The sequence below is a fragment of the Fructobacillus evanidus genome (assembly GCF_963580165.1).
In the GTDB taxonomy this organism is placed as follows: Bacteria; Bacillota; Bacilli; order Lactobacillales; family Lactobacillaceae; genus Fructobacillus; species Fructobacillus evanidus.
In genome coordinates, this window is sequence record NZ_CAUZLM010000001.1 from 189,508 (window position 1) to 211,614 (window position 22,107).

Annotated in this window: 18 protein-coding genes; 14 read left to right on the plus strand and 4 right to left on the minus strand. The window is 45.7% G+C overall.

Going from position 1 to position 22,107, the window contains the following annotated elements; translation table 11 throughout:
* The first annotated feature begins 76 nt into the window (after nt 1–76).
* From citG to aroB, 14 genes are all read left to right on the plus strand, one after another.
* Nucleotides 77–1,495 (plus strand): triphosphoribosyl-dephospho-CoA synthase CitG, encoded by a 1,419-nt coding sequence (citG, locus tag AABI08_RS01085; protein WP_338343115.1) that lies wholly within the window; start codon nt 77–79, stop codon nt 1,493–1,495.
* A gap of 30 nt (nt 1,496–1,525) precedes the next feature.
* On the plus strand, nt 1,526–2,314 hold the full coding sequence (locus AABI08_RS01090) for an alpha/beta fold hydrolase (RefSeq protein WP_338343114.1): 789 nt from the start codon (nt 1,526–1,528) through the stop codon (nt 2,312–2,314).
* A 68-nt stretch (nt 2,315–2,382) separates the two neighbouring features.
* Nucleotides 2,383–3,702, plus strand: coding sequence for a 2-hydroxycarboxylate transporter family protein (locus tag AABI08_RS01095; protein ID WP_338343112.1), 1,320 nt, complete (start codon nt 2,383–2,385; stop codon nt 3,700–3,702).
* A gap of 126 nt (nt 3,703–3,828) precedes the next feature.
* Nucleotides 3,829–5,151: a 2-hydroxycarboxylate transporter family protein gene (locus AABI08_RS01100; RefSeq protein WP_168778473.1), complete on the plus strand. Its 1,323-nt coding sequence runs from the start codon at nt 3,829–3,831 to the stop codon at nt 5,149–5,151.
* Nucleotides 5,152–5,585: 434 nt separating this feature from the next.
* Complete coding sequence (locus tag AABI08_RS01105) at nt 5,586–8,561, plus strand: BspA family leucine-rich repeat surface protein (RefSeq protein WP_338344083.1); 2,976 nt, start codon at nt 5,586–5,588, stop codon at nt 8,559–8,561.
* A 164-nt stretch (nt 8,562–8,725) separates the two neighbouring features.
* Nucleotides 8,726–10,660: a DNA primase gene (dnaG, locus tag AABI08_RS01110; protein WP_338343109.1), complete on the plus strand. Its 1,935-nt coding sequence runs from the start codon at nt 8,726–8,728 to the stop codon at nt 10,658–10,660.
* Nucleotides 10,661–10,668: 8 nt separating this feature from the next.
* Entirely contained in the window at nt 10,669–11,958 is a 1,290-nt protein-coding gene (gene rpoD / locus AABI08_RS01115) for an RNA polymerase sigma factor RpoD (protein ID WP_338343108.1), read from the plus strand.
* A 161-nt stretch (nt 11,959–12,119) separates the two neighbouring features.
* A complete protein-coding gene (locus tag AABI08_RS01120) occupies nt 12,120–12,677 on the plus strand; it encodes a QueT transporter family protein (protein ID WP_338343106.1) in 558 nt (185 codons plus the stop codon).
* Nucleotides 12,677–13,417, plus strand: coding sequence for a 3-oxoacyl-ACP reductase (locus tag AABI08_RS01125; RefSeq protein ID WP_338343105.1), 741 nt, complete (start codon nt 12,677–12,679; stop codon nt 13,415–13,417). Before AABI08_RS01120 ends, AABI08_RS01125 begins: the two co-directional genes overlap by 1 nt.
* Before the next feature lie 165 nt (nt 13,418–13,582).
* Nucleotides 13,583–13,690: a putative holin-like toxin gene (locus AABI08_RS08410; protein ID WP_338343104.1), complete on the plus strand. Its 108-nt coding sequence runs from the start codon at nt 13,583–13,585 to the stop codon at nt 13,688–13,690.
* 363 nt (nt 13,691–14,053) lie between these two features.
* The gene (locus AABI08_RS01135; RefSeq protein WP_338343103.1) at nt 14,054–14,977 is read left to right on the plus strand and encodes an aldo/keto reductase; all 924 of its coding nucleotides are present in this window, start codon (nt 14,054–14,056) and stop codon (nt 14,975–14,977) included.
* 24 nt (nt 14,978–15,001) lie between these two features.
* Nucleotides 15,002–15,259: a hypothetical protein gene (locus AABI08_RS01140; protein ID WP_338343102.1), complete on the plus strand. Its 258-nt coding sequence runs from the start codon at nt 15,002–15,004 to the stop codon at nt 15,257–15,259.
* Between the two features lie 497 nt (nt 15,260–15,756).
* Nucleotides 15,757–16,743, plus strand: a complete 987-nt coding sequence (gene aroF, locus AABI08_RS01145) for a 3-deoxy-7-phosphoheptulonate synthase (protein ID WP_338343101.1) — start codon at nt 15,757–15,759, stop codon at nt 16,741–16,743.
* A gap of 4 nt (nt 16,744–16,747) precedes the next feature.
* The gene (gene aroB / locus AABI08_RS01150; RefSeq protein ID WP_338343099.1) at nt 16,748–17,821 is read left to right on the plus strand and encodes a 3-dehydroquinate synthase; all 1,074 of its coding nucleotides are present in this window, start codon (nt 16,748–16,750) and stop codon (nt 17,819–17,821) included.
* A gap of 91 nt (nt 17,822–17,912) precedes the next feature.
* On the opposite strand, the gene fni is transcribed toward aroB, so the two are convergent.
* The 4 genes from fni to mvk form a co-directional block, all read right to left on the minus strand.
* Nucleotides 17,913–18,953 carry a type 2 isopentenyl-diphosphate Delta-isomerase gene (gene fni / locus AABI08_RS01155; protein WP_338343097.1) on the minus strand — a complete coding sequence of 347 codons (1,041 nt, stop codon included), beginning with the start codon at nt 18,951–18,953 and terminating at the stop codon, nt 17,913–17,915.
* Between the two features lie 12 nt (nt 18,954–18,965).
* Complete coding sequence (locus AABI08_RS01160) at nt 18,966–20,036, minus strand: phosphomevalonate kinase (protein ID WP_338343095.1); 1,071 nt, start codon at nt 20,034–20,036, stop codon at nt 18,966–18,968.
* A 12-nt stretch (nt 20,037–20,048) separates the two neighbouring features.
* The gene (gene mvaD / locus AABI08_RS01165; RefSeq protein WP_338344087.1) at nt 20,049–21,008 is read right to left on the minus strand and encodes a diphosphomevalonate decarboxylase; all 960 of its coding nucleotides are present in this window, start codon (nt 21,006–21,008) and stop codon (nt 20,049–20,051) included.
* A 127-nt stretch (nt 21,009–21,135) separates the two neighbouring features.
* Nucleotides 21,136–22,077: a mevalonate kinase gene (gene mvk / locus AABI08_RS01170; RefSeq protein ID WP_338343092.1), complete on the minus strand. Its 942-nt coding sequence runs from the start codon at nt 22,075–22,077 to the stop codon at nt 21,136–21,138.
* Nucleotides 22,078–22,107 lie beyond the last annotated feature (30 nt).

Sequence of the window (22,107 nt, forward strand, 5' to 3'; positions counted from 1 at the left end):
CCCTCTTTTCTATCACAGTAGTCGATAGCCGATTTTGTTAGAATAGACAGTAGAAATCAGTTTGAAAGGAAAGAAGATGCTTGAATTGTTTGCCGGTGGTCAGGCGGTTACCTTAGACCAAGTTTTAACTAATCGCGAGTGGCGGTCAGCCGTTCAGCAACAATTGGAAGCTGATTTTCCTGACCAGGTCGTGGTGGCGGTGAAGTTGAATATTGCTGGCCCAATTAAAAATAGCCCCAAGATTCAGCAGGTCTTTTCGGCTGGCTGGCAAGTCATTAAACGGGCTGTTGTTAGTGACAGTGTTGCTATCAAAAAGGTGCATGTGGATGACCAACGCATAACCGGCCCCGAGGCCTTTTTGGTTTTGGACGGGCAGCTGAAGAAATGGAAGCAAGAATTGTTGCGCTTTGAGGAAGAATTTGTCCTTGGCCGTTTGTTTGACTGCGATGTGATGGCTGATTGGGCGGAGGGCTATCAGTTTTCACGACGAGACTTGGGCCTGCCTCCTCGACGTTGTTTGGTTTGTGATGGCGATGCGAAGGTTTGTGCTAAGGAAGGGCGCCATCCGCTTGCTACGGTTCAGGCGGCTAGCAACCAGTTGTACAGAGACTATTTTGTGACTGATTTAACCTTGTCGGCATGGTCGCAAGATTTCGTGGTTGATGCAGCCGTTGCCGCTTGCCTGCAAGAAGTGGTCTTAGCGCCCAAGCCAGGGTTGGTTGACCCAATTTCAGCAGGTGCCCACCATGATATGACGGTGATGACCTTTGTTGATTCGGCTGTAGTGCTCCGACCTTACTTTGAGAAGGCCTTTGAACTGGGTCAAAAATTTAGTCAGGCGGAGGCAACGAAACTGCTAGCGGCCTTGCGACCAGAAGGGGTCAAGGCGGAGCAGGCCATGTATCTGGCGACAGATGGGGTGAATACGCATAAGGGGGCGATTTTTACGTTAGGGATTCTCATTGCCGCCTATGGTTTAGCAATCCAGGATAAACGGTCGACAACCCTCCAAACAGTTTTAAACCTCGTCCAAAAAATCAGTGCCAATGTCTTAGATGATGACTTGGTGAGCCCGACTCGTACTGACCAGCAAGAAGAAACGGCTGGCCATTATCAATACCGGACCTACCAGTTGACAGGCGTTCGGGGCGAGGTTGCCGCCGGTTTACCGTCGTTAGCGCAGGTTGGCCTGCCAACTTTCCGTGACCGGCCGGGCTCCGTGACAAATCGCTTTTTGGATACGCTAATGGCACTAGCGGGGGCGATTCAGGATTCAACGCTGATTAAGCGCGCGCAAACGCCGGCAATCGTTCAGCAAATGCAGGATTGGGTGGCTGAATTTTTCGCCCTTGGTGGTGCTGAGACAGTGGCCGGTCAAGAGTATTTAACGGCGTTGAACCAAACGATGATTGAACAAAATTTGAGTATTGGTGGGGCGGCGGATTACCTGATTTTGACTATTTTTATTAGTCGCCTATCAGGTTTGTTATCATGATAGTAATCAACAAAGAAGAGGAACATGGGAATGGCTTTTTTTACAACGAGTGATGGTGTTCGAATTAACTATACAGATCGAGCGGGGGATGGTCCCGTTGCCGTTTTACTGTCGGGATTTTCAGGTATTCAAGCAGAATGGTCTTATCAAATTCCGGGACTAGAAGCCCGCGGTTACCGGGTCGTGACGATGGATTGGCGGTCACACGGGCAGTCAGAACGGACGACTAAGAACTTGCGGGTTTCTCGCCTAGCGGCTGACTTACATGAACTTGTTGAACTATTGAAAATTGATGAAATTACGCTAGTCGGGCACTCGATGGGTGGGTCGGTTATTTGGGCCTATCTATCGTTATTTGGCCAAGAAAAGTTGAAACAGTTGGTCATCGTTGATGAGAGCCCCAAGCTTCTTAATGAGGGGACATGGACGGCCGGCATTCGCAATCTGACTTGGTCAACTTTTGGTACCGTGTCTAAAACCTTTATTAAGCAACACCTGACCGCTGTGCCGGTTGCATCGGAATTTAAGGCATTGTTGAAAGAGGATAAGGTGAAAAATCCCTTCGATTTTGATTTAGCTTATCCCTTGATGAAGAATCACTTGCTGGAAGATTGGCGCCAGGACCTAGCAGATTGTACGTTGAAAACGCTGTTTGTTGCCGGCGGAGCTTCACCTTTATGTAAAATCGGCTATTATCATGATTTCGAAGATTTATTGAACCAACACTCTTCTTTAAAAGTTATACAAAAAGCTGGCCATTTGCCTCATTTAGAAATTCCAGAAGAATTTAATCAAGTATTTTTTGAATTTATTGATTAATTTTATAAAATTTGTGATAAGATACCCCTAGATACGATAACAGATGTAATTGATGCAGGAGAATGTAGATGAAGAAAGATAGACAACCGTCAGGTGCTATCAGCTTCTTTTCGAATTTCGAAGCCAAGCTGAAAATTGTTGGTTTAGGGGGAACGGCCTTCCTTTTGATGACCCTTTTATTGTTTGTGGTCCTCTGGATGGATATCTTACCCGATAACATGGGTGGGGCGTTATTCACACTCGTTATTTTCGGCGGGGCCCTGTATTATCTTGGTAGCCATTTGCCAATTTTTAAGTCCTATTTGGGCGGTGGATCGGTTTTTGCCACTGTGGGCGCAGCCATTATTGCTGGGCTAGGTCTTGTACCGAGTAGCGCAATCAGTACGGTACGCAACTTTATTTCAACTTCCAATTTTTTGGAATTTTATATTGTGTCGCTGATTATTTCGGCCATTTTAAAGATGGACCGACAATTATTATTAAAATCAGCGGTGCGGTTTTTACCAGTTGCTTTCTTGGCCATGGTCGCTAATTTCTTTGTTGTTGGCCTGGTCGGGCAGTTGTTGGGATTGGGCTTTGTGCATACGTCGCTCTATATTTCCTTCCCGGTCATGGCCGGTGGTGTGGGGGCTGGCATCGTGCCACTGTCGACCATTTATGGTTCGGCTCTCGGGTTGCCAGCAGGGCCAATCCTATCACAGCTTTTCCCAGCCCTCGTGCTGTCCAACTTACTGGCAATTATTGGTGCGGGTCTCTTGGTTAAAAATACGGAGCAATCGCCCTGGAACGGCCACGGGGACTTATTAAAGGCAACGGGTGAGATGCGAGGAACAAAAGCAAAGCCTGTGAAAATTGAATTTGAGCGGCTGCTGGTGGGGATGATGGTCGCTATGGCTTTTTATCTGCTTGGCCTGATGCTCCATCATTTGTTGCCAAGCATTAATGCCTTTGCCTTTCTGATTTTAGTGGCGATAGCTGCTAAGGCCAGCAATTTGGTGCCGACTTATTACGAACAGTCCGCGGTCCTCTTTGGTCAATTGATCGTGCAAACGATGACCAAAGCTTTGCTAGCTGGGGTTGGATTGGCCTTACTTGATTTATCCGCCTTATTAGAGACGGTGACTTGGCAGTTGGCTATCTGTGTGATAGTTTCCGTTGTGACAATTGCTTTGGTGGCGGGCTATTTGGGCAAAATCTTTGGTCTTTACCCGGTCGAGTCGGCTGTCACTGCTGGTTTAGTTAACAATTCGATGGGTGGAACCGGAAACGTCGCAGTTCTCTCTGCTGCTAACCGGATGAATTTGATTGCCTTTGCGCAGATGGGCAATCGAATTGGTGGTGCCATCGTTTTGGTAATTGCTGGTTTCTTTGTCACAGTTTTTGCCTGACAATTTAAAATAAATCTAAGCAAACCCTGTGTTTGCTTTTTTTTGTGAAAGAAACTTGCATTTTTTATTTAAATCTGAATTGAAGAGTGGTATTATTAAAAAGTTGCTTTGCTAAAGGAGATTATAATGTCTGAAGAATCACAGGCGTCGCAAGGCACCGGAATCTTTTCAAAAATCGAAAGCAAGTTTCAAGTAGCGGGTATTGGCGGTGTTGCCTTTATCCTGATGGCCATTTTGTTGGTGGCTGTCTTGAGCCTACGTTTGTTGCCAAATAACATCGCTGGTGCGATGTTTGCCTTAGTTATGCTTGGTGGTGTTTTCTTCTATGTTGGAAATAACCTACCAATCATGCGCTCATACCTTGGTGGAGGGTCAGCCTTCGCCGTTGTTGCCGGCTCGATCTTAGCCGGTACAGGGATTGTGCCTAAGGAAGCCGTAACAAGTATTCATACCTTTGTTTCTGATGTCAACTTCTTGGAGTTCTATATCGTGGCTTTGATTACCTCAGCCATTTTGAAGATGGATCGTAAGTTGTTGTTGAAATCAGCTGTGCGTTTCTTACCAGTAGCCTTTGGGGCAATGATTATTTCATTCTTTGTGGTTAGTTTTGTTGGGCAATTGCTTGGCCTTGGCTTTAATCACACTGCATTGTACGTTGCTTTCCCAATGATGGCCGGTGGAATTGGAGCCGGTATTGTGCCATTGTCAAACATTTACGGGTCAGCCCTTCATGTTTCAGCAGGTACAATCTTGAACCAATTGTTCCCAGCCGTTGTTTTGGCAAACTTGATGGCCATTATCGGTTCATCATTGTTGGTTAAGTTTACTGCCAAGTCAAAGATGAATGGTCAAGGTCAATTGTTGAAATCAGCAGATGACATGGCCGCTGACAAGAAGGATGATGCCCCAGCCCTCAACTACTCACAGATGTTAGTTGGAATGATGGTGGCTTTGTCGTTCTACATGGTTGGTACTTTGTTGCACGCTTTGGTACCAAGTATCAACGCTTTCGCATTTTTGATCTTAGCAGTTATTGTAGCCAAGGCCTTGAACTTAGTTCCTAAGTTCTATGAAGATTCAGCCGTGATGTTTGGAAATCTGATCGTTTCTACAACAACACAAGCTTTGTTGGCTGGTATTGGATTAGCTTTGGTTGACATGAACAAGTTGCTCGCCACTTTGTCATGGCAGTTGGTTGTTTGTGCTTTAGTTTCAGTCGTAACGATTGGAATTGCAGGTGGTCTTTTGGGTAAGCTCTTTGGTTTGTACCCAGTTGAATCAGCAATTTCAGCCGGTATGATTAACAACTCAATGGGTGGAACTGGAAACGTTGCTGTGTTGTCAGCTTCTGACCGGATGGGCTTGATTGCCTTCGCTCAAATGGGTAACCGAATCGGTGGTGCTATCATCTTGATCTTAGGTGGCCTCTTGATTACGGTTTTGCATTAATTTGCAAAAACGCTTTGTTAACCGTCTTCACATTTAATGTGAGGACGGTTTTTTGTTGTGCTCATTCTCAGTTTGATAGTAAAAACTGAGAATGACGTGGTCACGCAAATTACCATGGTGTCGAAAACTAATTTTAATAAAACAAGTAAAGGTAGTTCGTTTAGAGACTGATTGGAGTGAAATTACTATATTCTTTTCAACATTTTTGTGGTCATGGTCATTACAGCTATGCTTATTTAATCAATCATCGTATTGAAGGCGTTTTCAGGTTTAAATATTTATTTTTTAGAAAAGGGCTCTTTCTGTTAAAGTAATCATTTGAATTTATTTTCGACATTTCTATTACAAATTAATTGAATTTATTACAAAGGAGTCATAAAATGAAGAGTGAAAGATTGAACCAGCTTTGAGCTGGATTTGAGGGGTGAAAATAAATGAAGAAAATCAGTAAAAACAGTTGGCGGTCGTTACTTATTGAAACGGCGGTTTTCGGTACGATAACGTTTATGGCACCGGTAGTTTTAACAGACCATGCTAGTGCTGATAGTGCCAATGACAGTACTCAACAAGGAAAGATGTCCGATACGATTGAACAATCAAAAACGAACGCCACTACACCGTCAATTAATACATCAACGGGCACAGCAGATTCAGCGAAGTCAACGACAGCAGTCCAATCGATTAATGACCAGTCTGATTCTGGGACAGCGACGGAGCTGGTATCACCTGAGTCGACTACTGATAGCAAAAGTACTGCAGCTTCGGCTGTGACCAATCAAAAAAATCAGGTTGTTAGCTCGCCAACAGCGACGTCACAAACTGCACAGCAAAGTCAACAATCAAGTGCGTCAACGACATCGTCACAGAATAGCCAGCAAGGGAGTGCCCTCGGAGATGCGACACCAGCTGGAACTACTGCCAGTGGTACCTGGGGAACTGTTCCCTGGGCCTTTAATCAAACGAGTGGTGTGGTTACCTTAGGTTCTGGAACGGTGAGCGCTCAGAATCAAATTTTGGAGAAGGTTGTGCCAAATGCTCTCCAATCTGTTAAGCAGATTCAAGTGACGGGGAATGTCCAAATTGTTGGTGATGCAACGGGACTGTTTAATATGCTGACAGCTTTGACCAGTTTTACTATTATGCCCGGTGGACACTTGGACACCAGTCAAACAACCAACATGTCGAACATGTTTGCTTTGGATTTTGCTTTGCCTTCAATTGATTTGAGTACTTGGGACATGAGTCACACTCAAGATATAGAAGGAATGTTTTCAAATGATAAAGTTTTGACCAATGTCACTGGTCTAGAAACGCGTGATTTGAGTGCAGTGACAAATGCGGGTGACGTCTTTTTGTCAACGCCATTGGCTAATCAAGGGACACTGAGTTGGAACAGTTGGCAATGGCTAACGGGCAATCATCCAGTAAAGGGATTGGCACGAAACGCGGATGTTCATTGGGGAACTGCAAAGGCTCATTATGATGCCCAAACACTTACTTTGACGGTCGGTTCTGCTGATGATGGCTCAGAAGGCGTTATTCCTTCCTCAAGTTTGACTAGTATCGGTCAGTTAAATCAGGAACAAATTCTTAAGATCGTTTTTACGAAACCAGTCAAGGTAGCTGGTCCGGGAACGTCAACTTTTGCTGACTTTCCATATTTGAAAAGCATTGAAGGGGTGAATTTAGTTGATACCTCGCAGGTAACTGATTTTAGTAATTTCTTTGCAGGTAATCCTTTATTAACAACCCTTGATTTGAGTAATTTGGATACACATAATGCAACGCAGATGTACGATATGTTTAATGCGGACAAGTCGTTAACCACACTTGATGTTTCACATTTCGATACCAGTAATGTGACGGATATGTGGGCGATGTTTGCTAACTTATATCGGTTACAGTCGATTACGGGGATTAATGGTCTCAATGTTAGCAAAGTGACGAACATGCATAATCTTTTCTATAATGATATGTCGCTTCAGAGCCTTGATTTGAGTTCCTGGAATGCCAAGGTGCAGTTAGCTCCCGGTGCAAAAAAGGACTTGAATGACGGGACTGGTGGCATGTTTGTTAATACGGTCAGCTTGAAGAGCCTTAATATTCGCAATTTAGATAATACTGCCGATAGCGCCCAAGAAAATATGTTCACCATGAATGCTAGTTTGGTCGATAGTGCTACTTCGCCATTAAGTGCTAACCAATTTACTTCTCATCTGACAGAATTAACTACTGGCCCTAAGTTCATCATGAACAGCGAAAATGATTTGAATACAACGGTACCAAATACTATTTGGAACCGCTATGATAGTAATGGTCATTTGACGATTTTCGTGGGTAGTGCCATTAATACGGGGATGGCTAATCCAGGTGATTGGCAAGCTGGTCAGGCATATCGATTGGTTGATCAAGTAACGGGTCAACAAATTGGCGGCAACCATATTATTCAGGGATTACCGGGCTCTCAAGTAACAGTTACTATTCCAGATAGTTACCGTTTAGTCAATACAAACTTGTATTATACTGACCAACCGGTTCAACATACAAAGGTTGCTCAATTTATTTTGGCGAAGAATTTGGATATCAATAAACCCGTTATTCTTTATTTGATTAAAGAAGTACCGGTAACCGTCAACTTCGTTGATCATAACCAAACAATTGCTAGTTATCAAAAGACTGTTGATGAAGGAACTGATATGGATGTTTCCTCACAGTTGCCAAAGGGATATCAAGCTGCCGACAAGGCTGATTTAACTTTCCAGGTCGGAAATCAAGATTTGGTGTTGAATATTCCTGTCCTTACTGGATCGGAAATTCCTATGCCAAGTACAACGCCGACGTCAGGAACAGCAACGACACCAAGTTCGAGTTCAGCAACGCCGTCAAGCACGACACCAAGTTCGAGTTCGGTAACGCCGTCAAGCACGACACCAAGTTCGAGTTCAGCAACGTCGTCAAGCACGACACCAAGTTCGAATTCGGTCACGCCGTCAAGTACGACACCAAGTTCAAGTTCGGTAACGCCGTCAAGTACGACACCAAGTTCAAGTTCGGTAACGCCGTCAAGCACGACGCCAAGTTCGAGTTCGGTAACGCCGTCAAGTACGACACCAAGTTCAAGTTCGGTAACGCCGTCAAGCACGACACCAAGTTCAAGTTCGGTAACGCCGTCAAGCACGACACCAAGTTCAAGTTCGGTAACGCCGTCAAGCACGACACCAAGTTCAAGTTCGGTAACGTCGTCAAGTACAACGGCAAGTTCGTCCATCACTGAAAGCAGAATGACAAAGTTTCAGTCAGTTTTGCCTGCAACTGGTAAGAAGCAAGGCTCTCAATCAGTATTCTTAAATCTGCTAGCATTGATTGGTAGTGGTTTCGCAGCTCTGAAAATTTTTGGACGTAAACACTGATTTATAAAGTAAATCGCGTGTCATAGATAGGAAGACCGGTGGCTAGACCGGTCTTTTTTTGAACAAAAAACTTTGACAAATACTTGAAATCTTTTTATAATAGTAGACAACATTGTATTGGGTAGAAGTACGGACTGGCGTAGTTACCAGTTTGAAGGAGGCTTATGGCAGAACGGATTCCACAAAGTGTAATCGATGAAGTTCGGTCGCAAACCAACATCGTCGATGTGATTCAAAATTATACCCAGTTAGTGAAACGCGGTCGTGAATGGAACGGGTCTTGTCCGTTCCATGAGGACCGTCGTCCTTCACTCTTTGTTGATGATAAAAAGCAGGTTTTCCATTGTTTCTCCTGTGGGCGTTCAGGAACTGTTTTTTCATTTTTAATGGAAAAAGAGGGTTATACCTACCCAGAGGCTGTCTTATCCTTGGCTAAGGATCTTAATTTATCTGGTTTAGATAAGTATCAGGGACAGCCTTCCGCTCGCCAGGAACAGTTCGCCGCAATTTTTGATTTATATCAAAATGCTGAACGGTTGTATACGCATATTTTGTTAAATACAACGGCGGGTGAACAGGCTTTGGCCTACCTGCATGATGATCGTAAACTCGATGACGAGACCATCAAACGTTATGGTTTGGGTTTTGTCCCATCGAACAATGTGTTGCTGGCCTATGCCAAGGAACATAATTTGGCCGATAAGCTCCTCCTAGAGAGTCAACTGTTTATTGACCAGGATGGTGAAATCAGTCGTGACCGCTTTAACAACCGGATCGTTTGGCCAATTAAGGATGTCAGGGGTCAGGTTCGGGGCTTTTCCGGTCGATCACTCGATCCAAATAATCCAGCTAAGTATATGAACTCACCAGAGTCGCCCTTCTTTAATAAAGGAAACTTGCTGTATAACTTTGATCAAGCAAAACCGGCTATTCGGGCTGGTCAACCGGCCATGATCTTTGAAGGTTTTATGGATGTGATTTCGGCCGCTCTGGCAGGAGCGACCGGTGCCGTTGCCACAATGGGGACGGCATTGACTGAACATCATGTGACTGATTTAAGTAAAATCACGGATAAAATCCTCTTGGTCTATGATGGCGATGCGGCTGGGCAAAAAGCAGCTAAGCGTTCGATACCGTTAATTCGTCAGGTTGCCCCCCAAATTGAAATTGGGGTTGTTTCCTTACCGGATGGCCGTGATCCCGATGAGGTTCGGCGTGAACAGGGGTTAGAGGTTTTAAAGCAAGACCTTGACCACGGTGTTTTGACACCGACTGAATTTTTGATTCAAGCGGCTAAAAACGGTAAAAATCTTGAAAATCAGGTCCAGTACCTCGACTTTTTAAAGGAAGCATGGCCGATTTTGGCTGCGGCAAGTCCGGTTGAGCAGGATTATTTTTTACGGCAGTTTAGTGAAGAGTATGGCTCTGATTTTACGGCTCTTCAGCGAGAGTTCCAGGAATTTCTTGCTCATCGACCGGCACAGGCGGTTCAAAAATCGCCAGCAAAGAAGCAGTGGCGCAAGTCCCAGACCGACCAGAATAGTTGGTCGGATGACTCATGGCAACCGGATTATTCGGATGGCTTTGAATCATTAGCTGCTCTTGGTGAACCTACCAGTCCAACGGCTTCTGCCGATGATTTAGCCGGACATTTAAATGCCGGTTTAACACGGACTGAGCGGGCCGAGCAGGGGCTCTTAATGGCAATGATTAAGTCGCCGGCGGCCATGAATGTGGTCAAGGGATTGCCTGACTTTGCCTTCGTCCATCCAGAATACCAACTGTTAATGATGCTTTATGAAGCATATACCAAACAGGGACAGCAAAGTTTTGATTTGGCCGGCTTTTTGGACTTTGTTCAAAAGCCTGATTTAAACCAAAAAATGATGGCAATCGACCGAGAATTTGGTACACTAGAAGTTCAACGGGATGCGGTTAATGACTACCTTCGCGTGATTATGAAAGAGGCTCCTTATGAAAGCCAAGTTGAGGCTTTGAATAAGAAGATTGCCTTGGCTAAAAATCAGCACGATGAGATGGCCCTAATACAACTAGGGACAGAGTTAATTAACTTAAGAAGAAAGTATTCCCAGCAATAGGAGATATAATGGCAAAAATTTCAAGTTCAAGTAAAATTTCCGAAATTAAAGCTTACCTTGATGAGCAGCATATTGCTTACCATGGTCGGGCTCGTAAAGCGGAACTGTTGGCCTTAGCTGAAGGTAAGACGCCTGAAGAGGCGGCTGAAATTGCCAAGCAACCTGTTAAAAAGCCAGCCAAGAAGTCTGGCCCAATTAAGTCGGCTGCCTATGATAAGGCTGTTCGTGAATTGTTGAAGGAATACAAGCCGGCTAAGCAAATTCAATACCGTGAATTGTCTGAAAAGATTGCGGAACCTTTCCATCTGGATACTGAAAACATTGAACGTTTGATGGAAAAGGTTGAAGATGCCGGTATCGCCATTGTTGACGAAAAGGGTGAGCCTGCACCGGAGGTTCTTCAAGCAAAGCAAAACAAGCCATCGAAGGATGAATTGGATAACGCTGAGGATACTTCTGGTATTAAGATTAATGACCCCGTCCGGATGTATTTGAAGGAAATCGGTCGTGTCAACCTGTTGCAAGGTGACGAAGAAATCGAGATATCAAAGCGAATTGAAGCTGGGGATGAAGAAGCGAAGCAGGAATTAGCGGAAGCGAACTTGCGTTTGGTTGTCTCAATCGCTAAGCGTTACGTTGGCCGTGGTATGCAATTCTTGGATTTGATTCAAGAAGGTAACATGGGCTTGATGAAGGCCGTTGATAAGTTCGATTACAAAAAAGGATTTAAGTTCTCGACTTATGCAACCTGGTGGATTCGTCAGGCCATTACACGTGCCATTGCTGACCAGGCCCGGACAATCCGAGTGCCAGTTCACATGGTTGAAACTATTAACAAGTTAATCCGAATTCAGCGTCAATTGCTGCAAGATTTGGGTCGTGAACCACTTCCTGAAGAAATTGGAGCTGAAATGGACTTGACGGCTGACAAGATTCGTGAAATCTTGAAGATTGCTCAAGAACCCGTTTCATTGGAAACACCAATTGGTGAAGAGGATGACTCGCACTTGGGTGACTTCATCGAAGATAACGAAGCCGTTTCACCAGCGGATTCTGCTGCTTATGAGATGCTTCGTGACCAATTGGAGTCTGTCTTGGATACGCTGACTGACCGTGAAGAAAACGTTTTGCGTTTGCGTTTCGGTTTGGAAGACGGTCGGACACGGACTTTGGAAGAAGTTGGCCGCGTCTTCGGGGTTACCCGCGAACGGATTCGCCAGATTGAGGCCAAGGCGTTGCGCAAGTTGCGCCACCCATCACGCTCAAAGCACTTAAAGGATTTCATGGACGAAAACTAAGTTTTTAGTATCATAAATCAGTTAGAATACTTTTTATTAGATTCGGTATTTTACCGAATCTTTTTCATGTCAAGCACCAGCTAACCGGCTGGTAAGTTGGCACCAATTAAACAAGTAGCGGTTCATCAACCATCCCGCTTGAACAAAACTAGGAGTACAATATGAACGATTTTAACCAAAAAACAACTTCCAAGGCGTTGGGCCTCACGTTAACAGCCGTTGTGGCTGCCCTTTATGCGGCAATCACGATGCTGGTGGCACCCATCGGCTTTGGTCCTGTCCAATTACGTTTATCCGAAGGGTTGAACCATTTAGCTGCTTGGAATAAGCGCTATATTGTTGCCCTTGGTTTAGGGGTTTTGATTGCCAACATGGTTTCACCCTTGGGCTGGATTGATTGGGTCTTTGGAACATTGGGAACAGTGATTATGACTGGTTTGACTTACCTGCTGACTCGTAAGGTCGAAAAGCCATTGATCAAGATTATCATCTCAACGGTGGTTGTTTTGACGATTGGAATGGCGATTTTGGCGGCAGAATTTACTTTTGCCTTTGCCATTCACGCCCATGGGGCTTTCGCTCCTGACCACTCATCAGCCTCATTACTGGCTAACTGGCTTTCTTACTATGTTTCATTAGTTCCGGGCGAATTGGTTTCCTTGGTCGTTGGTGGAATTGTCATCTACGCCTTGTCAAAGATCGTTAATTTAAAGAAATAATGATTGAACAAAATTATCACAATCAAAAAGTATTATTAACCGGTGCCGCTTCTGGCATCGGTTTTTGCCAAATGAAGACCTATTTAGCTGCCGGTGCCGAAGTCGTGGCGGTCGATGTGCAAGAAATTGACTACGAGGACGTCCGCTTAACTAAAATTCAGGCTGATTTGGGCCAAAAAGAGGAACTTGATGCATTGGTAGAACAGTTTGCGTCAGAGGCAGAGGGCTTTGATATCTTCTTGAACACTGCTGGGATTTTGGATGGCTTTCAACCACTGCTAAATCAGGACCAAGCCACCATTGATCGCGTTCTTTCAATCAACCTGCAGCCGGCCATTGCCCTGACACAAGCCGTCTTACCAAAGATGATTCGTCAGGGACATGGTACCTTGGTTTACATGGCATCCATCGCCGGTCTGCAGGCTGGAGGCGGCGGTGCGGCTTACACCATGTCTAAACACGCTCTGATCGGTCTAACGAAGCAGGTGGCCTTTGATTACGCCAAAGATGGCATCAGGGCAAACGCGATTGCCCCAGGCGCGATTAAAACGCCGATGAATGCAGCTGATTTTGCGGGCGAGGGCAAGATGGCACAAGAAGTTGCCAAACAGACGCCAGCACAACGTTGGGCGGAACCACAAGAAGTTGCTGATTTGACCTTATACTTAACCAGTCCACAAGCGAGTTACGTGAACGGAACGGTTGTGACCTTCGATGGTGGTTGGACACTTGGCCATTAAAATAATGAACATTTTTTAATAAAAAATCTATAAATACTATTAAATAAGGGTTTATGATATAATTTTTGTATAGCAAACTAGTGAAGATGGTGGCTACTCTGATAAAGGGGGTGGTGCTTATGGTGGAATAACTGTAGACGCACATTCTTGGAAAGGAGAAGCCAGATGCCCGTTACGGACATCATCATGATACTATTGGCCTTTGGAATGTTCATTCTAAAGTTGATTAGTATTGTGATTGAGCTAATCGAAAAAATTGGCAATAAAAAATAACTGTCTTCGCTTAGGCTAGCCTGACAGTTATTTTTCAAATAATAAATTAGGTAGCTACCGTTTTACGGGTTTGCTAGGGAAACGGTTGTTGAAGCAACCGTTTCTTTTTATATTCTTATTATAGCATGGGGAAATTAAAAATAAAATGAATCAAATATTGATAGCGACCGTTTTACGGGTTTGTTAGGGAAGCGGTGTTGAAGTAACCGCTTCTTTTTCATTGATTATAACAGCTGAATTTGGTTGAAAATATTCTATATGAGCATAATGAGGTAATGATTGCTGACTTCGGTTTGAAACTGGAGGGGCTTTTGATTTACACTAGAAGTAGTCACAAAAGTAAACAAAGAGGGGATTTGTTCAATGGAAAAGTCAATTTTGCAAGAAACAACGAAGCTCGCCAACGGCGTTGAGATGCCGGTTTTCGGTCTCGGTGTTTGGAAGTCTTCCAACAAGGAGGCCGCCGATTCCGTCCAGGTAGCCATTAAAAATGGTTACCGGTTGATCGATACAGCTAAGCAGTATGGAAACCAGCCCGGTGTTGGTTATGGGATTCAACAAGCCTTGAAGGACAACCGCTTGAACCGGAAGGACTTGTTTATTACGACCAAGGTCTTTAACGGTGACCAAGGTTATGAAACTACTTTGAAAGCCTTTGAAGAGCAATTGAAGCAATTGCGTTTGACTTACTTGGACTTATTGTTGATTCACTGGCCAGTTGATGGCAAGTATGTTGATACTTGGCACGCTGTTGAAAAGCTTTACCGTGAAGGCAAAGTCCGTGCCATTGGGATTTCAAACTTTAACGAAGAAAAGATCCAGGAATTGCTGGAAGCTGGTACCATGATGCCACAGGTTAACCAAATGGAATTTAACCCATTGGTCCAAGAAGAATCACTTTTCACCTATATGAACGGGATTGGGATGGCAATGGAAGCCTGGGGACCATTGGGCGGTGGCGAAGCGCTTTCAAACCCAGCCGTTGAAAAGATTGCGCAAGCCCATGACAAATCAGTTGCTCAGGTGATTTTGCGTTTCGATTACCAAATGGGGGCTATCACGATTCCAAAGTCAGCCCACGAAGAGCGCATTATTGCCAACAGTCAAATTGATGACTTTGTTTTGTCACCTGATGAAGTAGCTGAAATTAAGGCACTTAACCAAGAAAAGCACAGTATCTGGTACCCAAGCTTTGCTTGGCATAAGGGCAGCGAAGCAACTGGGGTGAAGGACGAAGTTTCTCATTGGGACGATGTCGAAGAATATCTGAATAAGCCCGTTCAATAAGCATAACGGCTGAAGGGAGGTTCAATGGAAGTTTTAAAGTATCTGGAGGCCTTGCAATACGAATCAGCCGATACCGTGATGGGATCGATTATGAGCGCAGCTGATTTCCCAGCGCTGGCCGGGATTGAGGACGCCTGTGATGTGCAACACAGCACGACCAACCAACACGATTTACAGCAAATCGCGCGTTATCAACCAATGTTTTATAATGTGGCCGAACACCGCCTGGTGAACCAAGCGGATGTTTTGCGCTTGCTGGACTTAGTGACACAAAAACAATAATCGAGTAGCTCCGCCGTGAATGGTGGAGCTTTTTTGATCGAATTGAATAAGTGATGCGATATATGGGTTCAACTCATGAATAAAGTGACCGTCAATCATATCGTGTTCACGGTGAGCAACCGGGCGCTAATGCTCAGAAAAAGAACATTTACTGGTTTATGTGTATAAAATGATAAAAAGATGAGTGATTAATTTGATTTTTCTTTGATATCGTGCTTTAATAAAGGCATAAATTAATTTACGGAGGACAAAAACATGTTGAAAGTACGAACGACGGTTCGATTTTATAGCTATTGGTAAAGCTTCTGCTTGATTCGCACAGAATGGAGCAGATACTCCATTTTGTGTGGCCAATAGCTTCAACATGTTCCTCGGTCACGCACACGGTTACTTACCATGGCGGACCGAGACTAGGATTCGGTACAAACTCTCGTGGTGGTAAGGGACCAGCACGAGAGTTTTTTGTTGGCTTTTTGTAATGGTTAAAGGAGAATAGGATGATTATCGAATTTGCATCAAGTACCGACCCCAAGATTCAAGCTTTAAAGGAGCGTTTTGCTGAAAAGACGGATGTCTTTGTCCATGGCAAACGAATTGCTTTGACAGGCTTAACAACAGCTGATTTAACAGAAGCTGAACAGGCAGCAGCCACAGACATTATTCTCGACCATCCAAAGGCCGTCCAAAGTAGTCGGGCGTTGCATCCCGAGGACATCGTCGTCAAGACCGCCCATAGTCAAATTGACCACCAGAGCCTAACATTAATGGCCGGACCTTGTTCAGTTGAATCAAGGGAGCACGTCTTTTTAATGGCAGAGGCGGCTAAGAAGGCCGGTGCGACTGTTCTACGTGGTGGCGCTTTTAAGCCACGAACATCACCATACTCTTTCCAAGGACTTGGTGAAGAGGGATTGAAATACCTTCGCGAAGCGGCGGATGCCTTTGATCTGGATGTGGTTACCGAAGTGATGGACGAAAGCCATGTTGACTTAGTGGGCCAGTATACCGATATTTTCCAAATTGGAGCACGTAATATGCAGAACTTTTCACTGCTAAAGGCGGTGGGGCAGACACGGATTCCCGTGATGTTGAAGCGCGGTATGTCCGCCACGATTGATGATATTCTAAACGCTGCAGAATATATTGCGGCCGGTGGCAACCAGCAAATTATTTTAGTTGAGCGTGGCATCCGAACTTTTGATAATAAATACACTCGTAACACGCTCGATGTTGGCGCAGTTCCGGTTTTGCGGTCGTTATCGCCATACCCAGTCATGGTTGATCCAAGCCATGCGGCTGGTTACGAGAGCTTAGTTGGTCCTGAAGCCTTGGCCGGGGTTGCAGCCGGAGCGGCTGGCTTGATTATTGAAATTCACGACCATCCAGACCAAGCTTTTTCCGACGGCCCTCAGGCATTGTTGCCAAAGCAATTAGAAGACCTGGCAAATCAGGCCCGCGCCATTCACAGCATTATTCGGGGGTAAAGCCATGAGTACAATTCCGGTTAAAATGCCAAATCAGTCTTACGATGTCGTGATTGAAGATGGCTTGCTAAAGACACTTGGTGGGCGCGTTCGACAGGTTTGGTCACCGCGCAAGGTCGCCATTATCACGGATGATAATGTGGGCCCTTTGTACCTCGACCAGGTTGCCAATGAATTGACGGCAGCCGGCTTTACGGTGATCACCGCCGTGATTCCTCACGGGGAACATTCGAAGTCGTTGGCCCAGCTAGAAGACTTGGCACAGCAGTTGGCAGAAGCTTCCTTTAATCGGACCGATAGTCTGTTAGCTCTCGGTGGTGGGGTGGTTGGCGACCTGACCGGTTTGTTGGCCTCGGTTTATATGCGTGGCATTGATTTTATTCAGGTGCCCACCTCCTTGCTCGCCCAGGTAGATAGTTCGGTAGGTGGCAAGACTGCAGTCGACGTGGCCCAGGTGAAAAATTTATTGGGAACCTTTTACCAGCCAGACTTAGTTTTGATTGACCCCCAAACGTTAAAAACGTTGCCACAGCGGGACTTGGTCGAGGGCTATGGTGAGGTGGTTAAGGCTGGGGCCTTAGTTGGGGGCGACTTTTGGTCCCTGATTTTACAAATCAATTCTCCGGCAACCATTTTACAAGAAGCCGCTAAGTTGATTCACTTTGCACTTGACTTCAAAGTACAAGTGACTAGCCAGGACGAGCGCGAAGGTGGCCAACGGCAATTGCTGAATTTTGGCCACACGATTGGTCATGGGGTTGAATCGCTGGCAAATGGTGATCTCCGCCATGGGGAGGCGGTTAGCTTAGGACTGATTGCGATTAGTACGATTTTTGCTGATCAGGATGAAACTCATGAGGTCTTAGAGAAATTGCGAGACCGTTTAGCAGTGGTCAGTTTACCGGTGACATCATCCTTATTAACTGATGATGGTTTAATGGACAAAATTAAAAACGACAAGAAAAACCGTCATGGTTATTTGAATGTCGTTTATTTAACGGCTATCGGCCAACCTAAAATAGAAAAAATCAGCTTAGCTGATTTGGCAGCTAAGATTAATCATGCAGACTTTTCATAATGGTTGTTGAAATTAAAAAGAAGTTAGTCGAAAAATATTTTTCGGCTAACTTCTTTTGTTTGTTGATTGAGAATAAGAAAGACTGGCATTGTTAAAGCTGGTCAGAAGAATTTTGGAGGTCTGCGCGATACAGCCTTGGGACTTGGCTAAGGTCGGCAATGGTCTTGGCGCCCAAAAGGGTCATTAATTCAGGCAGAGCCTGTTGCCAGTTCTCGATTTCTTGTTGTAGGGCTGAGGGGTTCTTTGTCATTAAGATTTGCAGAAAGTGACCAGCGGATGAGGTTGTTTTCGCTCCTAAAATCAGGGCAGTCACAACATCGTTGATGGATTGAATTCCGCCCGTCGCAATTAACGGTGAATCAATAGCCGCCTTTTGCCCTGCCAAGAGCGACTCAACCGTGCTGAGCCCAAAGGGGCTCAAGTCCAAGGGGTTCTCATTTTGACGGTCACGGCGTTGCTCAATTTGAGCAAAACTGGTTCCATTACCACCACCAACGTTGATGGCCGCTGGTTTGAGGGCAGAGAGCTGCTTCAGCAAATCGGGGCCCATGCCAAAACCAACTTCCTTGATGATGACCGGTACGGGTGATTTAGCAATGACGGTAGCTAGGTTATCAAGCCAGTAAAAGCGTCGATCGCCTTCCGCCATGGCTAGTTCCTGGCCTAAATTGACATGGAGTTCGATGGCATTGGCGTCAATCATATCGATGGCTGCCTGGACATTTTGGATGGGGTGGTCGGCGCCAAGATTGGCGATTAAAAAGCCTTCAGGGTGATTTTGCCGAACAACACGGTAAGATTCGACCTGACTACTATCCTTTAAGGCAACGGACTGCGAGCCAACCGCCATCGCTAAGCCCATTTTTTGAGCCACGGTGGCCAAATCAGCATTAACCTTGGTACTAGCAACGGAGCCACCAGTCATGGCCTCAATGTAAAAGGGCCAGGCAAAGTCCGCACCAAGGATGTGGGTGGTCGGTTGAACGTCAGTAACTGCCATGTCTTTCAGTGGTCCCGGGACCCAACGGACAGCATCAAATCCTGGCCCAATTACTGGGTTTTCCTGGTCGCGCCAAAATTTGGTTGCAAGCGAAAGGTGTTCGTTTTTACGGTTTGAATGAGTAGTGGCCATCTTAAAATTCTTTCACAGTAACACGGAATCTTGCCAGAGTGCTGGTAAGAGAAGGTGGAGGGCGGTTCCTTGGCTAGCTTGATGAAAGCCATGCCCTTGGGTTTGGTTCTCAAAAACAACAAAGCCGTTGTCGCCATAGCCGGCACCAGAAACCTTACCGGCGAGGCCTCTTTGCCCTAAGAGCGTCAAAAATTGACTGAGGGCGGGGGTCAAGTAGCCAGTTGGCAGGGCCTTTCTCAAAAGGTCCTGATTGTTCTTGAGTCCTTGCATCAAGCCATGGTAGTCATGGTTCTCAATCGCGAGGGCCGCTTTCGTCACAGCTTCTTTTGATTGGCGGGCAAAATCAGTCTGCCAGAAGCCCTTGGCAAGCGCCTTTTTGGTTGAGGCGGGTTGGAAGGTGGCGACAATTCCGATTTGCCAATTTTTTGGCCAAGGAAGGGGTTTAATAGCAAGATTCGACCAGTCGAGCTTTGAAAAATCAGCGAGGGTGAGGGTCTTTGAATCTACTTGGTTCAGCCAGTTGGGTGCTTGATAGAAGATCACACCGGTAAAAGTAGCCGAGGCTAAATCACCAAGGGAACCCGAACCTTGAATAAAGTAGTGGGCGAAAGCCGCTTGGCGGAAAATAGCTGGCAGACGGTCTTCTAGATTAAAGTAAGCAACCAAGCCCTTGATAATGGCGACCGAAACGGCCGCTGATGAACCCAAACCAAGCTTATTGTGGTCAACGGCCATTTGCGAGGAAATCGTTAATGATAAGCCGGGTTGTTGTGTAAGCTGAAGGTTTAGGTGTTCTTGGTAAAAGAGGACCAAAGCAGCCTTGACAAAGGACCAAGACCCCAAGAAGGAGTCACTTGTTTCTTGGGTCAGGTCGGCTAAGGCCGACCAGGTCAAAACAAGTGGTTCTGGCATGGCGTCTGATTTAACAACCAAAGAGCCCGGCATGAGGCGGTCGGTTTCTTCGACACGAATGGTTAAACCACGGTCAACAGCAGCCAAAAGAGCCGGTTGCCCGGGTTTGGTGACAGCGTATTCGCCGGCTAAAAAGAGTTTGCCGGGGATTTTGACGGTGGTTGTTTTCATAGCGAACGTCCTTTAGTCTTCAAAGCTAATGCCAGGTCCTGGTGTTGCGATTTGGAGGCGCAACTTACGGAACTTTTCTTGAAGTTTGTTTTTGATTGTTTCTGCCTGATCTTGGCTGGTAATAATCTTAACGTTTGGACCAGCATCAATCGTGGCGTAGGCCAGGAAGCCTTCAGTACGGAGTTTCTTGACAAAGGCCAAAATATCGAGAGTCATTTGGTTAAAGTAGGTGAAGCGCCGATCAGTAGCCGTAATATTTAATTCGTGCATGGCTAAGGCGTTTTCTTCGGCTAGTTCGCCAATTTTTTGCAAGTCTTGGTCGGCAATGGCTTCCTGCATGGCCGTAAATTGATCATGTGACTGTTCAACCCATTCTGAGTACTTGGGTGAGGTCATTGCTCGCAGCATGCCGTCAGAAGATGAAACTTTTTTGGCAGTTCCAGCGATTTCGCAAACTACAAGGGCAATTGGCAAATCAGTTGCCGGCAATGCTTCGGCAAAAGAGGATTGATCATCGGTTCCTTCGTGCCAGACGGCAAAACCAGGGAAAAATGACCGGGTTGCTGATCCAGAACCCCGACGCGCTAGGCGAGAAAGGTCGGTTAAGGACAAATCCCAGTTTTGATGACGAGCCACGGCGGCTGTCAAAGCTGCAAAGGATGAGGCCGAAGAAGCGAGACCCGCAGCGGTTGGAACGGTATTCTTGGAAACAATCGTTAGTGGACCAAAGTCTTCAATTTCCTCACGCAAAAAGTCGAGGAAGTTGTGAACCCGGGTGGGATCCTGCATCATGTTGTTAATCAACAAGGTATCTTCCTTACCGGCCGTTACCATCGTCTCGGTATAAAATTCGTTTAGTGTCAAAGACAATGACGAAGTGGTTGGGAGGTTGAGTGTTTTATCTTTTTTGCCCCAGTATTTGATAAGGGCAATATTAGTGTGCGCTTTGGCAGTTGTTGTTTTATCAGTCACAGTGCTTTCCTCGGTGAAAGTATTTTAAATTTTTTGGTGATTTATTAGCAGTTCGGATTCGGTCCACCGTGTTGGCTTGTTTTGAGAAGACAAAGCCTGGCAGCAAGGCAAGACCCCAAGCTGATTTTTAATTTGCTGCTGAGAGCGGTTGAATCCAAGTTTCCTTGGCACCCGCTTGCTTGAGAGCGGTCGCAATCTTTTGCGCCTGGTTGTTATTTTGTGCCAGAGCAAACATCGCACCGCCAATGCCAGATCCCGTTAGTTTGGCGCCCAGTGCACCTGCTGCTAAAGCAGCATTGACGAGGGTGTCTAGCTTGGGGTGTGAAACTTGAAGGATTTGCAGGTCCTTGTGGGCGTCGGTAAAGAGTTGACCCAGTGTTTTGGGATCATTATTGGCTAGGGCTTCCTTGACTAAAAAGGCTAGCTGGCCGAGGTGATTAATGGCTCCCCAAGTTGGTTCATAATTTTTCTTGAGCTGATCCTTGACGATATTAACGGCTCGAACGGTTTGACCGCGAACACCGGTATCCGCCAGGACGAGGGTCGCTTCCAAATTGGTTTGAAAGGTATCGATTCGTTGTTGGTGGAACCAGACGGGTTCGACGGCCGAAACCGTGGCGGCATCGATGCCAGAAGGGGAACCATGGGAGATGCTTTCGGCTAAATTTGTATAAAAATTCAGTTGGTCCTGACCTAAGTCTTGTCCGGTCCAATCAAAGAAGGCCCGGGTGATAGCAGTTGCTAGGGCCGCTGAAGCACCAAAGCCTCGTTCTTGGGGGATGAGCGATTGCACCTCTAATAAGAAGGACTGGTTAGGTTCGACTAGGTTTTCTAGTAGGGCGATAATTAACTGGCGTAAGCCTTCCAAATCAGCGCCGAGGTTAGCCAGGTCAAAGGCCTGGTCACCTAAAATAATCGTTTGGCCACTAGCAATTGCTTGAACGCTTGCCGTGACTTTGAGATTCAAAAGGGGGATGGCCACGGCCGGCTGTTGATAAACAACGGCGTGGTCACCGATGAGAATGGCTTTGGCGTGCGAATGGCCAAAGCCGGCATGATTTTTTTCCATATAAAAGACTCCAATTACTGCTAATATTGT